Genomic DNA, 19,943 nt, shown 5'->3' with positions numbered 1-19,943 from the left:
CCGGAGAGGGGAACATGACAAGCACTGCCGCCGGGCCGGCATCCGGTTCCGTTTCGGCCACCGAGCACGAGAGCGTCTGGGCTGATCTCCAAGGCGTTGCGTTCTCGCAGGGATACCTCGATGTGGGCGGAATCCGTACCCGCTACCTGCACGCCGGTGACCCGGAACTGCCCGTGCTTGTGCTGCTGCACGGGTCGGGTGGACATGCCGAGGCGTACGTGCGCAATCTGGAATCCCATGCGGAGCACTTCTCGACGTGGTCGATCGACATGCTCGGGCACGGCTACACCGACAAGCCGGGGCACCCGCTGGAGGTGTCCCACTACGTCGATCACCTCGTCGGTTTCCTCGACACCATCGGTGCGCAGCGCGCCCACATCTCGGGTGAGTCGCTGGGCGGTTGGGTGGCCGCCCGCGCCGCCGCCGATCATCCGGACCGGGTCGACCGTCTGGTACTCAACACGGCCGGTGGCTCGCAAGCCGACCCCGAGGTGATGAAGCGGATCATCACGCTGTCGATGGCAGCCGCGGAGAACCCGACCTGGGAGACGGTGCAGGCCCGGATCAAGTGGCTGATGGCCGACAAGACAAAGGATTACGACGACATCGTGGCGAGTCGCCAGGCGGTGTACCGCCAGCCCGGTTTCGTCGCCGCGATGAGCGACATCATGGCGCTGCAGGATCCGGAGATCCGGGCGCGGAACCTGCTGGGGGAGAAGGAATACGGCTCGATCACGGCGCCGACCCTGGTGTTGTGGACGAGCGATGACCCGACCGCCGATGTCAGCGAGGGCCGGCGGATCGCGTCGATGATCCCGGGTTCCCGGTTCGAGGTGATGCCCGACTGCGGGCACTGGCCGCAGTACGAGGACCCTGAGACGTTCAACCGGCTGCACCTGGACTTTCTGTTGGGGTCCGAACGTGGCTGACGAGGTCGACGTCCTCATCGTCGGCGCCGGGCCGGTGGGCCTGACCCTGGCGAATGTCCTTGGCATCCAGGGCGTCCGGACCCTCGTGGTGGAGGAGCGCGACACCCTCATCGACTACCCCCGCGGGGTCGGTCTCGACGACGAGTCGCTGCGTACCTTCCAGTCCATCGGGCTGGTCGAGGCGGTCCTCCCGCACACCGTGCCCAATCAGATCCTGCGGTTCTACGACGGCAACCGCCGGCTGCTGGCCGAAATGGCGCCTCCGGATGCCCGATTCGGCTGGCCCAAGCGCAACGGCTTCGTCCAGCCGCTGGTCGACGCACAGCTGCTGGCCGGGCTGGACCGGTTCGACCATGTGCAGGTGGCCTGGGGTCGCCGGATGGAATCGGCGGTCGAGACGGCTGACGGGGTGACGGTCGAGTTCGGGCCGGACGTGCCCGCAGTGCAGGCGCGCTACGTGGTCGGGTGCGACGGGGGACGCAGCGCCACCCGCCGCATCACGGGGGTGTCGTTCGACGGCACCACCTCGCCGACCCGCTGGGTGGTGGTGGATCTGGCCAACGATCCTCTCGGCCATCCGAACAGTGAGGTCGGTGCCGATCCGGACCGGCCGTACGCGTCGATCTCGATCGCCCACGGTATCCGCCGATTCGAGTTCATGATCCATGCCGACGAAACCGACGAGCAGGCCGAGGATCCCGAGTTCGTGGCACGCCTGCTGGCACCGTTCGTCCCGCATCCGGACAAGGTCGACGTGATCCGTCGTCGCGTCTACACCCATCACTCCCGCATCGCGGGGAACTTCCGTAAGGGCCGGTTCCTGCTGGCCGGTGACGCCGCGCACCTGATGCCGGTGTGGCAGGGCCAGGGTTACAACAGCGGCATCCGGGACGCGGCGAATCTGGGCTGGAAGCTCGCTGCGGTGGTCAACGGTCAGGCCGGTGACGCCCTGCTGGACAGCTACGACACCGAGCGGCGCAAGCACGCCCGGGCCATGATCGATCTGTCCACGTTGGTGGGTCGGGTCATCTCGCCCACCAACCGCAAGATCGCGGTGGTGCGGGACAGGCTGATTCGCGGCGCATCGGTGGTACCCGCGCTCAAACGTTACGTCCTGGAGATGCGGTTCAAGCCGATGCCGCGTTACGACCAGGGCGCGGTCTATCACCCGAAGCCGCCGACGGCAGACTCGCCGGCCGGCACCTTGTTCATCCAGCCCCGAGTCGACACCCGCGAGCAGTCCAACGTGTTGCTCGACGATGTGATCGGACTGAACTTCGCGGTGCTGTGCTGGAACAACAATCCGCGCGCCCTGCTCGGAGAGCAGGCCTATGCGCGCTGGAAAGCCCTGGGCGCGAAGTTCATCGCGGCCCGCCCGCAGACGCAGTTGTTCTGGACCGGGCACGATGCGGACGGCGACGACGGCTCGGTCGTGATCGTGGGTGACCGCACGGGTGCGCTCAAATCTTGGTTCGACGTGCACGCCGAATCGGTGCTGGTGCTGCGCCCGGACCGGTGCATCGCCGGTGCCGATATCGCCCAGCGTGCCCCCGAACTGAGCGACGCCCTGTTCGACGTACTGCATGTGCGGGAAGGAGGAGTGAACGATGCCGGTAGCCCTGTGCTGTATGTCCCACAGCCCGCTGCTGAATCTTCCGGGACCGTCGGCTGATCTCCTCGACGAGATCAGCGCAGCGGTCGGGAGTGCTCGCGCGTTTGTTGCCGACTACGACCCCGAGCTGGTGGTCACCTTCTCGCCCGACCACTACAACGGGTTCTTCTACCGGTTGATGCCGCCGTTCTGTATCGGCACCGCGGCCTCCGGAGTCGGGGACTACGGGACGTACGAGGGTGCGCTCGATGTCGCAGGCGACATCGCCCAGCAGTGCGCAGAGGCGGTGTGGGAGTCCGGGGTCGACATCGCGATCTCGACCAGCATGGACGTCGATCACGGCACCGTGCAGCCGCTGCAGGAACTGTTCGGTGAAGCGACCGCGCGTCCCATCGTGCCCATCTTCATCAACTCCGTGGCCACGCCGCTCGGCCCGCTGTCGCGGCCACGCGCCCTCGGCACGGCCGTCGGCGCCTACCTGGCCACCCTCGACAAGCGGGTGCTGGTGCTGGGATCCGGTGGACTGTCGCATGATCCACCGGTACCGACCTTGGCCACCGCACCACCGGCGGCGCTGGACCGAATCGTGCACGGGGTCCCGATGACCACCGAACAGCGGATGGCCCGGCAGACCGCGGTGAGTCAGGCCGCGCACGATTTCGCCCATGGCGACAGTGCGTTACGGCCGTTGAACCCCGACTGGGACCACGGCCTGCTGGAGATCTTCGACGAGGGTCGGTTGACCGACCTGGACGGCTGGTCCAATGCCTTCATCGCCACCGAAGGGGGCAACTCGGCGCACGAGATCCGCACCTGGGTGGCCGCGTTCGCGGCGCTGAAAGCCAACGGGCCGTACCGGACGGAAAACCACTTCTACCGGGCGGCTCCGGAATTGATCGCAGGATTCGCAATCAGGACGGCGGTAGGAATCGCAGCATGACTTCAGACACCAAGACATTCGACGAAACGGTCGACGTGCTCGTCGTCGGGTCCGGGGGCGGTGGCATGACGGCTGCGCTGGCGGCCGACGCGGCCGGACTCAAGACTCTCGTGGTCGAAAAGTCCTCTCACTTCGGCGGTTCCACTGCACTGTCCGGGGGAGGCATCTGGGTGCCCGGGGCACCGTCACAGCGCCGTGCCGGCCATGTGCCCTCCCCGGACGGCGTGTTCGACTATCTCAAGCAGATCACCGAGGGCACGGTCAGTGATGCCCGGCTGCGCACGTACGTCGAGGCGGCGCCGGAGATGATGGACTTCCTCGAGCGCAACAGCGACTGGTTCGAGTTCGTCTGGAAGCCGGGCTACGCCGACTACTACCCGGAACTGCCGGGCGGCTCCGCCCAGGGCAGCACCATCAACGTCCCGGCCATCGACCTGCGCAAGCTCGGCGAACACGAGCAGGAGCTGCTCGCCCCGCTGGCCCTCGCGCCCAAGGGAATCTGGTTCGCCCCCAAGGATCTTCGGCTCTTCTACCAGATCCGGCAGAACTGGCGTGGCAAGGCCGTGCTGCTCAAGCTGATCTGGCGGATGGTCCGGGCGCGGGTGTTCGGTGACCGGATGGCCGCCATCGGCCAGTCGCTGGCCGCCCGCATGCGGCTGGCGCTCAAACAACACGACATCCCGCTGTGGCTCGATGCGCCGATGACCTCGCTGATCACCGGCGACGACGGTGCGGTGCTCGGAGCCGTCATCGAACGGGACGGTAAGGCGCTGCGGGTCCGGGCCACCGGGGGAGTGATCCTCGCCTCCGGCGGCTTCGACCACGACATCGCGTGGCGCAAGGAGCATCTACCCGTGCTCGAGAAGGACTGGAGTTTCGGCAATCCCGCTGCCACCGGCGACGGTATCCGGGCCGGAGAGAAGGCCGGCGGCGCCACCGAACTGCTCGACGAGGCGTGGTGGTTCCCGGCCATCTGCTGGCCCGACGGCCGGCTGCAGTTCATGCTCAACGAGCGGATGATGCCGTCGCAGTTCGTGGTGAACGGTGAGGGCAAGCGCTTCATCAACGAGGCCGCTCCCTACATGGACTTCGCCCACGCCATGATCGAAGGACAACAGTCGGGGGTGGGGCACATCCCGTGTTGGCTCGTCACCGACATCGACTCGTTCCACCGCTATGTGGTGGGCGGGCATCTGCCCATCCCGAAGATCCCGTTCGCCCCGGTCCCCACCGGGCGCAAGGTTCCTGAGGCCTGGCTGGATTCCGGTGTCGTCGTCGAGGCACACAGCTGGGAGGAACTGGCCGGCAAGATCGGTGTGCCCGCGGAGAATCTGCAGGCCACCGCCGATCGCTTCAACCAGTTGGCGCACGGCGGCCACGATGACGACTTCAACCGCGGTGACAGCGCGTACGACAACTACTACGGGGACCCGACGCTGCCCAACCCGAATCTGCGACCGCTCGGCAAACCGCCCTACTACGCGTTCCAGATCATCCTCGGCGACCTCGGCACCTCGGGCGGCCTGCGCACCGACGAGAACGCGCGGGTCCTGCGCGCCGACGATTCCGCCGTGGACGGGCTCTACGCCGTGGGCAACGTCTCGGCCGCAGTCATGGGCCGCAGCTACGCCGGTGCCGGCGCGACCATCGGACCCGCGATGACCTTCGGGTACGTGGCAGCCAGACACATCGCCGAGCTGCAAGCTGAACAGGCTGCCGCACAACCAGTTTCACAAGCCGCCAACCATCAAGTCCACGACAACGTCAGCAACACCCCAGGAGGAAACCGATGAAGATTTCGCTGTTCTACGAGTTCCCACTGCCCCGGCCGTGGTCGGAGGATGACGAACATCAGCTGTTCCAGCACGGACTGACCGAGGTGGAGGCCGCCGACAAGGCCGGTTTCTCCACCGTCTGGCTCACCGAGCACCACTTCCTGGAGGAGTACTGCCACTCGACCGCGCCGGAGATGTTCCTGGCCGCGGCCAGCCAGCGCACCAAGGACATCCGGTTGGGTTTCGGTGTCATGCACCTGCCGCCGCCGATCAACCACCCGGCCCGGATCGCCGAGCGCGTCGCCACCCTGGACCACCTGTCCAACGGGCGCGTCGAGTTCGGTACCGGTGAGGGCTCCTCGGTGGCCGAGCTGGGTGGCTTCGACATCGACCCGGCCGACAAGCGCACGATGTGGGAGGAGGCCCTCGAGGTCTCGATCCGCTGTATGACCGAGGCCCCCTTCACGGGCTTCAAGGGTGAGCATGTCGAGATGCCCGCCCGCAACGTGATTCCGAAGCCGCTGCAGAACCCGCACCCGCCGGTCTGGGTGGCCTGCACCCGCCCGTCGTCGGTGCAGATGGCGGCCCAGAAGGCGATCGGCGCGTTGAGCTTCGCCTACACCGGTCCCGAGGCCTTGAAGGAGCGGGTTGACGGGTACTACAAGGAATTCGAAGAGCAGGGCGCGCCCGTCACCCCGGCGATCAACCCCAACATCCTGGCCATCGGTGGTGACCTGTCGATGATGGTGGCGAAGACGGACGACGAGGCACTCAAGCGCCTGGGCACTGGTGGTGGCTTCTTCTCGTTCGGGATCATGCACTACTACCTGACCGGTATGCACACCCCCGGTCGGACCAAGGTGTGGGAACGCTATCAGGAGGCGGTCAAGGAGGATCCGACGCTGGCCTACGGTCCCGGCCGCGGCGCCATCGGTTCACCCGACACCGTCCGCGAGTTCCTGCGCGCCTACGAGGCGAGCGGCGTCGACGAGATCATCCTGCTGCTCAACCCGCGCAGCCACGAGGGCACCATGGAGTCCATCGAGATCATGGGCAAGGAGATCCTGCCCGAGTTCATCGAGCGGGATGCAAAGGCGGTGGCGGACAAGGCCAAGCGTCTGGAGCCGGTGATCGAGAAGGTCGAGTCGCGTCGCCGTCCGTCCGAGGCTCCGCTGTTCGACGAGACCTACGCCTTCGGTGGGCTGCCCACCGGCCGCGACAAGTTCACCGCCGGCGAGATTCCCGAGGCGATGGCGGAGATCAACGAGGGCCGGGTCAAGGCGGCACAGGCGGAGAAGGACGCTCGAGAAAACGCCGGGTGACCGTGACCGCACTCGACAAGCTCGTGCGCTACGACGGCAAGCACGTTGTGGTGACCGGCTGCGGGTCGGGTATCGGCGCCGAGGTCACCCGCACGCTGGGTGAGCTCGGCGCCCGGGTGACGGGACTGGACATCCGGCCACCCGATCGCCTGCCCGACACCTTCATCGAACTGGACCTCGCGGACCCGGAGTCCGTCGACCGTGCCGCCGGTGCGGTCGACGGTCCGGTGGACGCGCTGTTCAACGTGGCCGGGGTGTCGTCGGGCATCGGCAATCCACTGCTGGTGGTTCGGATCAACTTCCTGGGTACCCGGCAGTTCACCGAGGCTGTGGAGCATCGCATCGCAGCCGGTGGATCGATCACCTCGGTGTCTTCTCTGGCAGCATCGGGGTATCGCGAAAACCGCTTCACCACAGCAGGGTTGGTCAGGACGCGGACGTTCGAGGAGGGGGTGCGATGGTGTGACGACCACCCCGAGGCCCTGGCCGACGGCGGCTACCGGTTGTCCAAGGAGGCCATGATCCTCTACGGGATGGGCCGTGTTGCCGAACTCGGCGCCCGGGGGATCCGGATCAACTGCACGGCCCCCGGCGTCACCGAGACTCCCATTCTCGATCAGCTGCGTTCGGCCTACGGGCAGCAGTACCTCGATTCGTTCACCACCCCGCTGGGCCGCAACTCCGAGCCGGCCGAACAGGCCGCGCTGTTGGTCTTTCTCGGCGGCCCGGGTGCCAGTTATGTGACGGGGCAGGTGATCTGGGCCGACGGTGGCATTCTCGCCCGGCGGGAGGCAGCTTTGGTCGATGCTGTAGATGACGCTGCAGATACCGAGCAGAGGAGCTGAGCTTGGCCGGGACGATGCACGACTTCCGCAAGGTCGCCGACGATGTGCGCAACTGGGGTCGTTGGGGCGACGCCGATGAACTCGGCACCCTGAACCTGATCACCGCCGACAAGGTGGCCGAGGGTGCGTCACTGGCCAAGCAGGGCAAGGTGTTCGCGCTCGGTGTCGACTTCTCGTCGGCCGGGCCGCAGGGGGCCTTCCAGTTCCGGCAGAACCCGACGCATGTGATGACGGTGGACGGTGGCGACGCCCACACCCTGGCGCAGTATGGACCGCAGTGGCTGCGCAACACGGTGGCACATGAGGTCAGCGGGTTCTTCGTGGACAACCCGTTCCGCTTCAACGACGACATGATCGTCATGCCGCTGCAGGCGGCCACGCAGTGGGATGCGCTGTCGCACGTCTACTACGAGGACAAGCTCTACAACGGGTTCCCCGCGGATTCGGTCACCAGCTTCGGTGCCTTCCACTGCGGCATCGACAAGGTGGACGGCAAGGGCATCACGTCGCGCGGGGTGCTCCTCGACCTGGTCCGCCACCGCAGTGCCGAGCAGTTCCTGGAGCCGGGTAACCCGATCACCCCGGCCGAACTCGACGATGTGGCCAGGGCGCAGGGGGTGAGCATCACCCCGGGTGACATCGTGATGGTCCACACGGGTTGGTGGACACGGTTTTCGGCGAACGGTGACGGCGCCGAGCCCGGATCCGGACTCGACTGGCACTGTGCCTCGTGGCTACACGACCATCAGGTGGCGGCGGTCGCCGCCGACAATCTGATGGTCGAAGACCCGGACCCGGCCAACGGTGTCGAGGGCACGTTCCTGCCGATGCACATGTTGTGTCTGCGCGATATGGGCCTGATGCTCGGCGAGTACTGGGATCTCGGTCCGCTGGCCGCGGACTGCGCGGCCGACGGCGTTTACGAGTTCCAGCTCGTCGCCCCGCCGCTGCGGGTTACCGGTGCCGTCGGTTCGCCGGTGAATCCCATTGCGATCAAGTGAGGTGAGATGACGTCAACTGAGAAAGTGCCGTTCGTGGTCGGGCTGGGCGGCACACTGCGCGCCGACTCCTCGACCGAGCGGGCCGTGCGGTACTGCCTGGCAGCCGTGGAGCGGCAAGGGGGCCGGACGCGGATGTTCGCCGGACCGGATCTCGAATTGCCGATGTACGCGCCACACTCTTTGGAGCGCACGCCCGCGGCCCTCGACTTCGTGTCCGCGCTGCGTGACGCCGACGCGGTGGTGGTGGGCTCACCGGGGTACCACGGCGCGATCTCCGGTCTGGTCAAGAACGCATTGGACTACATCGAGGATCTGCGGGAGGACCCGAGGGTGTACCTGGACAACACCCCGTGGGGCTGCATCAGCTGCGCTTACGGCTGGCAGGCTGCGGTGGGCACGCTGGGCCAGTTGCGTACGATCGGTCACTCACTGCGGGCCTGGCCCACTCCACTGGGGGTGGCGATCAACTCCGCGGACAAGATCTGGTCTGAGACAGGTGAGTTGGCCGACGGAACCGTACGCGGTCAACTCGACATGTTGGCCACCCAGTTGCTGAACTTCGGTCGGTCCGGCGGAGCCCCGCAGTGACGGCGCAGCGGACGTTCGCCCGCAAGAGCATCGACGTCGACGGCCTGACGACCGGTTACCTGGAAGCTGGGTCCGGCGACCCTGTCGTCCTACTTCACGGTGGCGAGTTCGGCGTCAGTGCCGAATTGGGTTGGGAGCGTGTCATCGGAGCGCTGTCCGAGCATTACCGGGTGCTCGCTCCGGACATGCTGGGCTTCGGTGAGAGCGCCAAGGTCATCGATTTCAACGACGGCCGGGGCATGCGGATTCGGCACGTCGCCCGGTTCTGCGCCGAACTCGGTGTTGCGGGAGCGCATTTCGTCGGCAACTCGATGGGGGCGATCAACCTGCTCGTCGACACCACGTCGGAGACCCCGCGTCTCCCGGTGCGATCGCTCACGGCGATCTGCGGGGGAGGGGAGATCCAGCGCAACGAACATTCGGCGGCGTTGTACGACTACGACGCCACGCCGGACGGGATGCGACGCATCGTCACCGCACTGTTCGCCGACCCGTCCTACCCGGCCGACGAGGCGTATGTGCAGCGGCGGTACGAGTCGAGCATCGCGCCGGGAGCCTGGGAATCCCTGGCGGCGGCCCGTTTTCGACGGCCCGGACTCCAGCCGCCGGCGATGCCGTCGTCGCAGCGGGCATACGACCGCATCGGTGTGCCGACCATGATCATCGAGGGGGATCGTGACAAGCTGCTGCCGTCCGGCTGGGCCGCCGAGATCGCCGGCCAGATCGCCGGCGCCCGCAGTGCGGTGATTCCCGGTGCCGGGCACTGCCCGCAGATCGAACAGCCTGTCGCACTCGTCGAGGTGCTGCTGGATTTTCTGAAAGAGGTCGAATGACCACGAGCGAGAAGCGGAGCGGGATCGCGCATGACTAACGAGTTGGCCGGAAAAGTCGCGGTCGTCACCGGCGGTGCGTCGGGTCTCGGTGAAGGGTTGGTGCGCCGATTCGCGGCTGAGGGCGCCAAGGTGCTGATCGGCGATGTCGACGAGGACCGCGGCAAGGCGCTGGCCGCGGAACTCGGTGAAAACGCCGCGTTCCTGTTCACGGACGTGGCTGACGTCGAGCAGGTGGGACGTCTGGTCTCGACGGCGGTGGAGGACTTCGGCGGCCTGGACGTCATGGTCAACAACGCCGGGGTCTCGGGCCGGATGCACCGCCGCTTCCTCGACGACGATCTCGCCGATTTCGACACCGTGATGCGGGTCAACGTCCGTGCTGTCATGGCCGGTACCCGTGATGCCGCAAGGTACATGTCCGAGCACGGCGGCGGATCGATCCTCAACCTGACTTCGATCGGCGGGATCCAGGCCGGCGGTGGGGTGATGACGTATCGCGCCTCCAAGGCTGCGGTCATCCAGTTCACGAAGTCGGCGGCGATCGAGTTGGCCCACTACGAGATCCGCGTCAACGCCATCGCTCCTGGCAATATCCGGACCGCGATCGTGGCCAAGTCGGCTTCCCCCGAGGAGCGTGAGCGTATCGAGGAGTTCGAGGCCGGGATCCGCGCCCAGATGCGCAACGACCGCCCGCTCAAGCGGGAGGGCACGGTCGAGGACGTGGCCGAGGCGGCGCTGTACTTCGCGACCGACCGGTCCCGGTACGTGACGGGAACCATCCTGCCGATCGATGGGGGCACCGTCGCGGGCAAGGTGATCGTGAGAAAGCCCAAGTAGCCGAAGTAGCCCACCCCGCGCAGCCCCGCCAAGTTGCCTCGCCGAGACTACGGTTTTTGACGGAAAAACCTGGTTATCGCGTCAAAAACCGTAGTGTTGGCGCGCTCGGGGACGGCGGCCGCGGAAGATTAAATCAAGTGCTTGACTTAATTACAGGAGGGGCGTTGACTGTAACGGTGACAGCAGCCAACCGGACCGCCCGCGCCGATCGGGCGAGCAGTACCCAGGAGGCGATCCTCAAGGCGGCTGAGCGCCTCTATGCCGAGCACGGGGTGTTCGCGGTATCCAACCGCCAGGTGAGCGAGGCGGCCGGGCAGGGCAACAACGCCGCGGTCGGCTACCACTTCGGCACCAAGACGGATCTGGTCCGCGCGATCGAGCACAAGCACCGTGGTCCGATCGAGTGCCTGCGCGAGCAGATGGTTGCCGACACCGGTGCGTCGGCCGAGCTGAGGGACTGGGTTGCCTGCCTGGTGCAGCCACTCACCGATCACCTTGCCGCGCTGGGCAACCCGACCTGGTATGCCAGGTTCGCCGCGCAGGTGATGACCGATCCGGCCTACCACAACATCGTGGTTCGTGACGCCCTGAGCTCCGCGTCGCTGGTGCAGGTCATCGATGGGATGAAAAACTGCCTCCCCGATCTGCCCGATGAGATCCGGGTCGAACGCAACATCATGGCGCGCAATCTCCTGATGCACAGTGCCGCTGATCGCGAACGCGCGATGGCCCAGGGCGGCACCGTGCCGCGGGCGTCCTGGCAGGGCGCGGCGTCGGGGCTGATCGACGCGATCGTCGGTCTGTGGATGGCGCCGGTTACTCGAGAAAGCGACCTCCTGTGAAAGTCATTGTCGACCAGGACAAGTGTGTCTCTTCGGGGCAGTGCGTACTCAACGCCAGTGCGGTATTCGACCAGCGCGACGAAGACGGTGTCGTTGTGCTGCTCGAACCCGTCCCCGGTCCGGATCAAACCGACAACGCCCGCCGCGCCGCCGCGGCCTGCCCAGCCCTGGCCATCGAAATTCAAGACTGACTTGAGGAACGGAAGCACCATATGTCTGAGACGCTGACCGAAGTCGACATCCCCGACTACCCGATGGAGCGCGATGTACGGTGCCCGTTCGCGCCGCCACCGCCCATGCTGGGAAACCCCAAAGGTCTTTTCCGCGTCAAGATCTGGAACGGCGACACCCCCTGGTTGATCACCGGCCACGAAGAGGCCCGGACTCTCTTCGCAGACTCCCGGATCAGCGTGGACGACCGAATCGAGGGTTTCCCGCACTGGAACGAGCACATGCTCTCCACTGTCGACAAGCGGCCGCGCTCGGTGTTCACCTCCGACGCCGAGGAGCACACCCGGTTCCGCCGGATGCTGTCCAAGCCGTTCACGTTCCGTCGCGTCGAGGGGCTGCGCGCGGCCATCCAGAAGATCACCGACGAGTGCATCGACGAGATCCTGGCCGGCCCGCAGCCCGCCGACCTGGTTGCCAAGCTGGCGTTGCCGGTGCCCACCGTGGTGATCAGCGAGATGCTCGGCGTCCCTTACGAAGACCACGAGTTCTTCCAGGAGCATGCCAACGCCGGTCTGGCCCGCTACGCGGCAGCCGATGCCATGCAGAAGGGCGCGATGAGCCTGCACCAGTACCTGATCAATCTGGTAGAGGAGAAGCAGGCTAACCCGTCCGAGGACGCGGTGTCCGATCTGGCCGAGCGCGTGACCGCCGGGGAGATCAGCGTCAAGGAGGCCGCGCAGCTGGGCACCGGTCTGCTGATCGCCGGACATGAGACCACCGCCAACATGATCGGCATCGGCATCCTGGCGCTGCTGGAGAACCCTGAGCAGGCCGACTTCCTGCGTGCCGCCGACGATCCGAAGGTGATCGCCAACGCGGTCGAGGAACTGATGCGTTATCTGTCCATCATCCAGACCGGCCAGCGGCGGGTCGCGCTGGAGGACATCGAGATCAGCGGCGAGACCATCCGCGCCGGTGACGGCGTCATCATCGACCTGTCGCCGGCCAACTGGGACGCGAAGGCCTACGCGGAGCCCGACAAGCTCGACCTCAGCCGCGACGCCGGCCAGCAACTCGGCTTCGGCTACGGCAGGCATCAATGCGTCGGTCAGCAGCTGGCACGCGCCGAACTGCAGATCGTGTTCCACACGCTGCTGCGCCGGATTCCGACCCTGCGCTTGGCCGTTCCGCTCGACGAGGTGCCGTTCAAGCACGACCGTCTCGCCTACGGCGTCTACGAACTCCCCGTCACCTGGTAGTCGCCGCAAGCCGATCCCTCAGCCCTCACAGCCCGATTGGAGTACCACAGATGACTGCTTCGACGACCCTCTATCCGCCGGAAGGCTTTGGGGCACCGAAGAACCGGCGCGGACATGCGACCGGTGACCTCGGACTGCCACCAGGTACCGAGATCTTCTCGGCCGACAACCACATCTCGGTGGCCGACGATATCTTCTTCGAGCGCTTCCCCGAGGAGCTCAAGGGTGCCGCGCCGCGGATCTGGTACGAGGACGGCGCCTACATGGTCGGTATGAAGGGCAAGGCCTGGACCGGAGGCGATTTCGGCCGCGTGCTGATGCAGTACGACGATCTCGCGGGGGCCGCGTCGAACAACATCGCGGCCCGCATCAGGGAGCTGAAAGAGGACGGCATCGACAAGGAGCTGGCGTTCCCGAACGCGGTGCTGGCCCTGTTCCACTACCCGGACAAGGCATTGCGTGAGCGGGTGTTCCGGATCTACAACGAGCACATCGCTGCTCTGCAGGAGCAGTCAGGCGGACACTTCTACGGCGTCGGCCTGATCAACTGGTGGGATCCGAAGGGCACGCGAAGCACCCTGGAGGAGCTGAAGTCGCTGGGCCTCAAGACCTTCCTGCTGCCGCTGAATCCGGGCAAGGACGACGAGGGCAACATCTACGACTACGGCAGCACCGCGATGGATGCGGTCTGGGACGAGATCGAGGCGTCTGGCATCCCGGTCAGCCACCATATCGGCGAGACGCCGCCCAAGACGCCGTGCGAGAACAACAGCGTGGTGGTCGGCATGATGGTCAACGTCGATTCCTTCCGTGAGCAGTTCGCCAAGTACGTCTTCTCCGGCATCCTCGATCGGCATCCCACACTCAAGGTCGGTTGGTTCGAGGGTGGAATCGCCTGGGTTCCCACCGCATTGCAGGATGCCGAGCACATGCTGGCCTCCTACCGGCACATGTTCAATCACGAGTTGCAACACGATGTCCGGCACTACTGGAACGAGCACATGGCCGCCTCGTTCATGGTGGATCCGCTCGGCCTGCGGCTGATCGACGAGATCGGTGTCGACAACGTGATGTGGTCCAGCGACTACCCGCACAACGAAAGCACTTTCGGGTACTCCGAGAAGTCTCTGGCCACCGTCGTGGAGGCGGTCGGACCGGAGAACGCGACCAAGATCGTGTCGACCAACATCCAGAATTTCCTGGGGCTCCTATGACGAGTTCGACGCTTTCAGGCGTCACCCAGATCGCCCGAACCGGCTTCACTCCGTTCGACATCCCGGATGAGCCTGACCTCGACCGGCTGCGTCGTGAGGTCAGCGCGCGCCTGCATGCCGCGATGACGGACCAAGGTGTCGACGCGCTCGTGCTGCTCGGCAACAGCAATGTCATGTACGCCACCGGCATCGCCTGGCCGCTGGCCGACGCCGGACTGTCGCACGTGGAACGGCCGATCGCGGTCGTGCTGGCCGGTGATGAACACCCGCACCTGTTCCTGCCGTTCCGTGAGGGCGCGGCCATGGAAACCGGGCTGCCCGATGATCACCTGCACGGGCCGGTCTACCTCGAATTCGACGAGGGTGTTGCGGAATTCGCAAAGATCCTGTCCGGCCTGCTACCGGCGGGTGCGACCATCGCGACCGACGAGTTGACCGGGGCGATGCGGCTCGCCGGTAGCGCGTTGTTCCCCAGCGCGCCGGTGGATGCCGGCCCGGTGATCGGTGCGGCCAAGATCGTCAAGACCATCGACCAGATCGCCTGCATCCGCCGGGCCTGTCAGATCACCGAACAGGCCGTTGCGGAGATCCACAAGTCGCTGGCGCCCGGTGTGCGCCAGATCGACCTCTCTGCCGAATTCGTGCGCCGTACTTTCGAACTGGGCGCCACGACCAACATGTTCGACTCGATCTGGCAGGCCATGCCCGCGTCGAAGGCGGAGGGCACCTGGACCACCACCGGCGATCTCGCCCTGCCGCTGCTCACCACCGAGCGCGAGTTGCAGCAGGGCGACGTGCTGTGGACCGACGTGTCCATCGCCTATCACGGCTACTGCTCTGACCACGGGCGCACCTGGATCGTCGGTCAGGATCCCACCGCGGCCCAACAGAAGCAGTTCGACAAGTGGAGTCGCATCGTCGACGCCGTGCTGTCGGTGACCAGGGCCGGCGCCACCTGTGGTGACCTCGGCCGGGCGGCGACCGCGGCCGGCGGTGGGCAGAAGCCGTGGCTCCCGCACTTCTACCTGGGGCACGGCATCGGTACCAGCGCGGCTGAGATGCCGATGATCGGAACGGATCTCGGCCAGGAATGGGACGACAACTTCGTCTTCCCGGAAGGCATGCTGCTGGTGTTCGAGCCGGTGGTCTGGGAGGACGGCACCGGCGGCTACCGCGGCGAGGAGATCGTGGTGGTGACCGAGGGCGGCTGGATGCCGCTGACCGCATATCCGTACGACCCCTATGAGGTGTCCCGTGGGAACTGAAATCGAGGCCGACGGCCTGGCACTGCGCGTCAGCCGCCGGGAGCGCGCCATCGCCCAGATGGAGGCGCATGGCCTCGACGCGCTCGTACTGGGCAGGCAGGCCAACGTTCGATACATCTCCGGCGCCCCGCAGCTGTGGGTGGTGGGTACCCGGCCGTTCGGGCCGATCTGCACCTTCGTCCGTGCCACCGGTGAAATCCACCTCAACAGCACGTGGGACGAGGGCATCCCCGAGGAGATCCCACACGAGAACCTGTACGGCTTCGCCTGGAACCCGATGACTCTGGTCGGCGTGCTGCAGAGCATCAAGGGCGCCGACTCGGCGTGGCGCATCGGAACAGACGCTCTGACACCCACCTTCGCCAAGCTGCTGCCGATGGCCTTCCCGAACGCGGAGCTGGTGGACGGTGAGCAGGCAATGCGCGCCGCACGCCGGGTCAAGACCCCCGAGGAGATCGTGGCACTGCGCCGCGCGCTGGCCGTCGCCGAGGAGGGACTGGCGAAAGGCATTGCCGAGCTGGTCCCGGGAACCACCGAGAAGCGTCTCGCCGGTGCGATATTGGAGGCCGAGGCCGCCGGTGGGGTGAGCACCCCGGCCACCCAGGACGCTGCGTGGGTCACCTCGAAAGACCATCCGTGGCGTCGTGCCGAAGGTGACGGGCGCGTGAGCGAGGGTGACCTGGTGGCTCTGTCGGCGGGCGTGCTCGCAGACGGTTACGTCGCGGAGGTGGCGCGGACGGTTTACGTGGGCGAACCGACAGATGCGGTTCGAGCGCTGTACCGGCGCCGGGATGACCTGTGGGACAGGCTGGTTGACGCCTGCCGCGCCGGAAAGCCGACGAGCGGGTTACTCGATGCGTACGAACAGGCCGGCGAACCGCTGCCGGCGATGCCGGTGGCGCACGGGCTCGGGTTGGGATTTGACCCGCCGGTGGTGTCGCCGACCTTGCGGGCGACCGCCGAGGCCGACATCCTCGAGGAGGGCATGGTCCTGGCCGTGACGGGCTATGTCTGGGAGCAGGGCGTCGGTGCGGTGTTCACCCGCGATGCCATTGTCGTGGGGGCCGACGGCCCAGAGGTGCTGACCCAGGCCCCGACCGACAGTGAGGTGGCACATGTCTGAGCGGCCCACACCGGAGGAGATCATCCTCTACGAGAAGGACCCCAGGACCAAGATCGCCACCATCACCTTCAACCGGCCGGAATTCCTCAACGCGCCGACGTCGATGGCCCGGCTGCGTTACGCCGACGTGCTGCGGGCGGCCAACGCCGACAACGACGTCAAGGTAGTGATCATCCGCGGCGTGGGGGACAACCTGGGCAGCGGGGCGGATCTGCCGGAGTTCATGGAGGGTAACGACAATCCGGCGGTACGGCTGGCGGAGCTGCGGCTGGAGGATGACGGAGTAGGGGAGGTGACGTACCCGCCCAAGGGCACCTTCCGCAACGGCGCCACCATCAGCTCGTGGTACGCCAACTCCCAGGCAGGCAACCGTGCGTTGCAGGATTTCAAGAAGATCAGCATCGTCGAGGCCAAGGGCTACTGCTATGGCTGGCACTTCTACCAGTGCGCCGATGCCGACCTCGTGATCTCGTCGGACGATGCGCTCTTCGGGCATCCGTCGTTCCGGTATCACGGGTGGGGACCCCGCATGTGGACGTGGGTCCAGATGATGGGGCTGCGCAAGTTCCAGGAGATGGTCTTCACCGGCCGGCCGTTCACCGCAGCGGAGATGTACGACTGCAACTTCCTGAACAAGGTGGTGGCACGCGATCAGCTGGAAGCCGAGGTGCAGAAGTACGCGCTCGCCTGTACCCGGAACCGGCCGGTGGACACCGTCTTTCAGCAGAAGATGTTCTTCGAGATCTTCAAACAGCAACAGGGTGAGTACATGGGCAGCCTGCTGTCCGCGTTCTTCGAGTCGATGGGCAACGGGGTGGCCAACGACAGCGATGACGACCTCGACATGTTCGAGTCGATCGATTCCGGGCTGTCGGCCGCAGTCAATGACAACGACAGCAAGTTCCCGCCCGATTTCCGGCTGTCCAAGAAGAACAGGGCGAAACCCGAATAGACGCATGAGCTCACCACTAGACGGCTACACCGTCATCGACCTGTCCAGCGGGATCGCGGGCGCGTACGCCACGAAGATCCTTGCCGACGGCGGCGCCGACGTGATCAAAGTCGAATCACCCGAAGGCGATCCGTTGCGCCGTTGGTCGGCGTCGGGGGCAGACATCGGTCCGGACCGGGACGGTGCGTTGTTCGCATTCTTGGCCGGCGGGAAACGCAGCGTGGTCGTTGACCACGAGGCCTCCGGTGACCGTGAGTTGCTGGACCGCTTGGTGGCAGCGGCCGATGCCGTGATCTGGTCGCCGGAATCGGCTGTGGCCCAGAAGGTCGCGCCGGAGGATCTGTTTCGGCGGCATCCACATCTGATCGTCACCACAATCACACCGTTCGGGTTGGATGGTCCGTGGAGCGGCAGGGCCGCCACCGAATTCACCCTGCAGGCGTGGTCCGGCGGCGCGATCGGCATCGGACGTGGCGTGCAGGACCGAGCGCCGGTGTCCATCGGCGGACAGGTGGGCGAGTGGTTGGCCGGCGCCTACACGGCGGCGATGACGCTGGCGTTTCGGGCGCGGGCGATCCGTGACGGCCACGGCGAGCTGGTGGACCTTTCGGCGCTGGAGGCGCAGATCCTGGGCCTGACATATTACCCGGTCACCTATTTCGAGATGCTGGGCCGTCCGTGGCGTACCGAGCGCAGGCCCACGGTTCCGGGTGTCGCGGAGGCCGCCGACGGGCTGGTGGCGCTCGGATGCGGCACGGCCCAGCAGTGGTGGGATCTGTGCGCGATGTCGGGGCATGACGAGTGGATCGACGAAAACTCCGAGCTCACCATCACCGAGCAGGCCAATCTTCATGCCGAGGAGCTCTACGACTGGGTGCGCGAACAAAAAGCGGAAGATCTTCGTGAACTTGCAGGGGCCTTCCGGATCCCGAACTCCCCGGTCGGCAACGGTGAGAACGTCACCGCCATGGACCATTTCGTGCAGCGCCAGGCGTTCGTCCAGAACCCGCAGTACGGGTTCACCCAGCCCGCCGCGCCGTACCGGCTGTCCGGGGTGGCGTTGAGGGAGGCGGCGTCGGCTCCCCGGCTCGGCGAGCACACCGAGCAGGTCAGGGCGGACGAGTTGGTCCCGCGCGACGCGCCGGCCGGCACTCCCGGCGGGGATCGGTTGCCGTTCAGCGGGTTGCGCGTGCTCGACATGACCACGTTCTGGGCCGGACCTTCGTGCACCCATCCGCTGGGCCTGCTCGGCGCCGAGGTGATCCACCTCGAATCGACCCCACGTCCGGACGGCACCCGGCTGATCGCCGGGATCCCGGCCTCTGTAGAGCAGTGGTGGGAGCGCTCGCCGATCTTCAGTGCGCTCAACACCAACAAGAAGAGCCTGACCCTGGACTTCCAGACCGAGCAGGGCCGGGATCTGCTGCGCCGGCTGATCGCCACCTGCGACGTGGTGGTGGAGAACTTCACCCCGAGGGTGATCGAACAGATCGGGCTCGACTTCGAGTCGCTACGAGAGTTGCGCGAAGACATCATCATGGTCCGGATGCCCGGCTTCGGCCTCGACGGGCCGTGGCGGGACAACCCGGCTTTCGCCTACATCATCGAGGATGCGTCCGGATTGAGCTGGCTCACCGGCTACCCGGATCGCACCCCGTTCGAACCGTATTCGATCGGTGACCCCAACGCCGGCGTGCATGCGTTGTCGGGATTGATGCTCGCACTCGAGCACCGGCGTCGCACCGGGCAAGGGGTGCTTGTCGAGGCCGCGATGGTCGACGCCGCACTCAACATCGGCGCCGAGCAGGTCATCGAATACTCGGCCTACGGTGCGCTGCTTCAGCGCGACGGCAACCGTGGGCCGGCCGCGGCGCCGCAGAACATCTACCAGACCGCCGAGATCGACGAGTTCGGCCGTGCCGACAGTTGGGTGGCCATCGCGGTCAGCACCGATGCCCAGTGGGCCGCGCTCCGTGCGGCGCTCGGGCAACCGGACTGGGCGATGGATCCGGCATTGGACACCGCCGCCGGGCGCCGGGATCGCCACGATCTGATCGACGAGAAACTCGCGGCCTGGTGCCTGCCCCGCAGCGGCGACGAGATCGTCGAAATCCTCTGGCCTGCTGAGGTTCCGGTGGCCAAGGTGATGCAGCCGCACCGTCAGTTGGAGCTTCCGCAGGTGCGCTTCCGGCGCTTCTTCGAGCAGGTCGGGCATCCGGTGAACAACGCCGCACCCCACAGCACCCTGCCCGTCTCGCTGGCCAACGGACCGCGGGCGCTGCACCGGCAGCCCGCACCGCTGCTCGGCGAGCACAATCACGAACTGCTGGCTGAGCTCGGATTGTCTGACGACGAGATCACGGCACTAGCCGAGGACGGCGTGATCGGCACTGAACCCGGCGTGGGTGGACGTCGCAAGGCAACTCGCTGAGCCG

The 19,943-nt window shown here is 66.4% G+C and carries 18 protein-coding genes; all 18 read left to right on the top strand.

Annotation, left to right across the window (positions count from 1 at the left end; all coding sequences use genetic code 11):
- Positions 1-14: 14 nt before the first annotated feature.
- On the top strand, positions 15-929 hold the full coding sequence (locus tag AB0876_RS27325; protein ID WP_491841049.1) for an alpha/beta fold hydrolase: 915 nt from the start codon (positions 15-17) through the stop codon (positions 927-929).
- Positions 922-2,601 carry a bifunctional 3-(3-hydroxy-phenyl)propionate/3-hydroxycinnamic acid hydroxylase gene (locus AB0876_RS27320; RefSeq protein ID WP_526043409.1) on the top strand — a complete coding sequence of 560 codons (1,680 nt, stop codon included), beginning with the start codon at positions 922-924 and terminating at the stop codon, positions 2,599-2,601. Before AB0876_RS27325 ends, AB0876_RS27320 begins: the two co-directional genes overlap by 8 nt.
- The gene (locus AB0876_RS27315) at positions 2,558-3,481 is read left to right on the top strand and encodes a 3-carboxyethylcatechol 2,3-dioxygenase (RefSeq protein WP_526043408.1); all 924 of its coding nucleotides are present in this window, start codon (positions 2,558-2,560) and stop codon (positions 3,479-3,481) included. The genes AB0876_RS27320 and AB0876_RS27315 overlap by 44 nt, the downstream gene beginning before the upstream one ends.
- Positions 3,478-5,274, top strand: coding sequence for an FAD-dependent oxidoreductase (locus tag AB0876_RS27310; protein WP_526043407.1), 1,797 nt, complete (start codon positions 3,478-3,480; stop codon positions 5,272-5,274). The genes AB0876_RS27315 and AB0876_RS27310 overlap by 4 nt, the downstream gene beginning before the upstream one ends.
- Entirely contained in the window at positions 5,271-6,578 is a 1,308-nt protein-coding gene (locus AB0876_RS27305; RefSeq protein WP_491841053.1) for an LLM class flavin-dependent oxidoreductase, read from the top strand. Before AB0876_RS27310 ends, AB0876_RS27305 begins: the two co-directional genes overlap by 4 nt.
- A 2-nt stretch (positions 6,579-6,580) precedes the next feature.
- Positions 6,581-7,423: a coniferyl-alcohol dehydrogenase gene (locus tag AB0876_RS27300; protein ID WP_526043458.1), complete on the top strand. Its 843-nt coding sequence runs from the start codon at positions 6,581-6,583 to the stop codon at positions 7,421-7,423.
- 14 nt (positions 7,424-7,437) lie between these two features.
- On the top strand, positions 7,438-8,424 hold the full coding sequence (locus tag AB0876_RS27295) for a cyclase family protein (RefSeq protein ID WP_526043457.1): 987 nt from the start codon (positions 7,438-7,440) through the stop codon (positions 8,422-8,424).
- A gap of 6 nt (positions 8,425-8,430) precedes the next feature.
- On the top strand, positions 8,431-9,012 hold the full coding sequence (locus tag AB0876_RS27290; RefSeq protein WP_491841054.1) for an NADPH-dependent FMN reductase: 582 nt from the start codon (positions 8,431-8,433) through the stop codon (positions 9,010-9,012).
- On the top strand, positions 9,009-9,845 hold the full coding sequence (locus AB0876_RS27285; RefSeq protein WP_526043406.1) for an alpha/beta fold hydrolase: 837 nt from the start codon (positions 9,009-9,011) through the stop codon (positions 9,843-9,845). Before AB0876_RS27290 ends, AB0876_RS27285 begins: the two co-directional genes overlap by 4 nt.
- A 30-nt stretch (positions 9,846-9,875) precedes the next feature.
- On the top strand, positions 9,876-10,682 hold the full coding sequence (locus AB0876_RS27280) for an SDR family NAD(P)-dependent oxidoreductase (RefSeq protein WP_491841056.1): 807 nt from the start codon (positions 9,876-9,878) through the stop codon (positions 10,680-10,682).
- A gap of 176 nt (positions 10,683-10,858) precedes the next feature.
- Entirely contained in the window at positions 10,859-11,524 is a 666-nt protein-coding gene (locus AB0876_RS27275; protein ID WP_491841057.1) for a TetR/AcrR family transcriptional regulator, read from the top strand.
- Positions 11,521-11,715 carry a ferredoxin gene (locus tag AB0876_RS27270; RefSeq protein ID WP_491841058.1) on the top strand — a complete coding sequence of 65 codons (195 nt, stop codon included), beginning with the start codon at positions 11,521-11,523 and terminating at the stop codon, positions 11,713-11,715. The genes AB0876_RS27275 and AB0876_RS27270 overlap by 4 nt, the downstream gene beginning before the upstream one ends.
- Positions 11,716-11,736: 21 nt before the next feature.
- Positions 11,737-12,954, top strand: coding sequence for a cytochrome P450 (locus AB0876_RS27265; RefSeq protein ID WP_526043405.1), 1,218 nt, complete (start codon positions 11,737-11,739; stop codon positions 12,952-12,954).
- 50 nt (positions 12,955-13,004) lie between these two features.
- Positions 13,005-14,168, top strand: coding sequence for an amidohydrolase family protein (locus AB0876_RS27260; protein WP_526043404.1), 1,164 nt, complete (start codon positions 13,005-13,007; stop codon positions 14,166-14,168).
- Positions 14,165-15,433, top strand: coding sequence for a M24 family metallopeptidase (locus tag AB0876_RS27255; RefSeq protein ID WP_526043403.1), 1,269 nt, complete (start codon positions 14,165-14,167; stop codon positions 15,431-15,433). Before AB0876_RS27260 ends, AB0876_RS27255 begins: the two co-directional genes overlap by 4 nt.
- A complete protein-coding gene (locus tag AB0876_RS27250) occupies positions 15,423-16,556 on the top strand; it encodes a M24 family metallopeptidase (protein ID WP_491841062.1) in 1,134 nt (377 codons plus the stop codon). Before AB0876_RS27255 ends, AB0876_RS27250 begins: the two co-directional genes overlap by 11 nt.
- Entirely contained in the window at positions 16,549-17,508 is a 960-nt protein-coding gene (locus AB0876_RS27245; protein WP_055115995.1) for an enoyl-CoA hydratase/isomerase family protein, read from the top strand. The genes AB0876_RS27250 and AB0876_RS27245 overlap by 8 nt, the downstream gene beginning before the upstream one ends.
- A 4-nt stretch (positions 17,509-17,512) precedes the next feature.
- The gene (locus AB0876_RS27240) at positions 17,513-19,939 is read left to right on the top strand and encodes a CaiB/BaiF CoA transferase family protein (protein WP_526043402.1); all 2,427 of its coding nucleotides are present in this window, start codon (positions 17,513-17,515) and stop codon (positions 19,937-19,939) included.
- Positions 19,940-19,943 lie beyond the last annotated feature (4 nt).

This window comes from Mycobacterium sp. NPDC049093 (assembly GCF_040704635.1).
Taxonomy (GTDB): domain Bacteria; phylum Actinomycetota; class Actinomycetes; order Mycobacteriales; family Mycobacteriaceae; genus Mycobacterium.
This window is presented reverse-complemented; position numbering and strand designations above follow the sequence as displayed.

What these genes read in the sequence shown, in the direction of transcription:
- AB0876_RS27305 (WP_491841053.1), top strand. Translation starts at nt 5,271, where the DNA reads ATGAAGATTTCGCTGTTCTACGAGTTCCCACTGCCCCGGCCGTGGTCG.
- AB0876_RS27325 (WP_491841049.1), top strand. Translation starts at nt 15, where the DNA reads ATGACAAGCACTGCCGCCGGGCCGGCATCCGGTTCCGTTTCGGCCACC.
- AB0876_RS27310 (WP_526043407.1), top strand. Translation starts at nt 3,478, where the DNA reads ATGACTTCAGACACCAAGACATTCGACGAAACGGTCGACGTGCTCGTC.
- AB0876_RS27255 (WP_526043403.1), top strand. Translation starts at nt 14,165, where the DNA reads ATGACGAGTTCGACGCTTTCAGGCGTCACCCAGATCGCCCGAACCGGC.
- AB0876_RS27280 (WP_491841056.1), top strand. Translation starts at nt 9,876, where the DNA reads ATGACTAACGAGTTGGCCGGAAAAGTCGCGGTCGTCACCGGCGGTGCG.
- AB0876_RS27295 (WP_526043457.1), top strand. Translation starts at nt 7,438, where the DNA reads ATGCACGACTTCCGCAAGGTCGCCGACGATGTGCGCAACTGGGGTCGT.
- AB0876_RS27290 (WP_491841054.1), top strand. Translation starts at nt 8,431, where the DNA reads ATGACGTCAACTGAGAAAGTGCCGTTCGTGGTCGGGCTGGGCGGCACA.
- AB0876_RS27265 (WP_526043405.1), top strand. Translation starts at nt 11,737, where the DNA reads ATGTCTGAGACGCTGACCGAAGTCGACATCCCCGACTACCCGATGGAG.
- AB0876_RS27260 (WP_526043404.1), top strand. Translation starts at nt 13,005, where the DNA reads ATGACTGCTTCGACGACCCTCTATCCGCCGGAAGGCTTTGGGGCACCG.
- AB0876_RS27315 (WP_526043408.1), top strand. Translation starts at nt 2,558, where the DNA reads ATGTCCCACAGCCCGCTGCTGAATCTTCCGGGACCGTCGGCTGATCTC.
- AB0876_RS27245 (WP_055115995.1), top strand. Translation starts at nt 16,549, where the DNA reads ATGTCTGAGCGGCCCACACCGGAGGAGATCATCCTCTACGAGAAGGAC.
- AB0876_RS27240 (WP_526043402.1), top strand. Translation starts at nt 17,513, where the DNA reads ATGAGCTCACCACTAGACGGCTACACCGTCATCGACCTGTCCAGCGGG.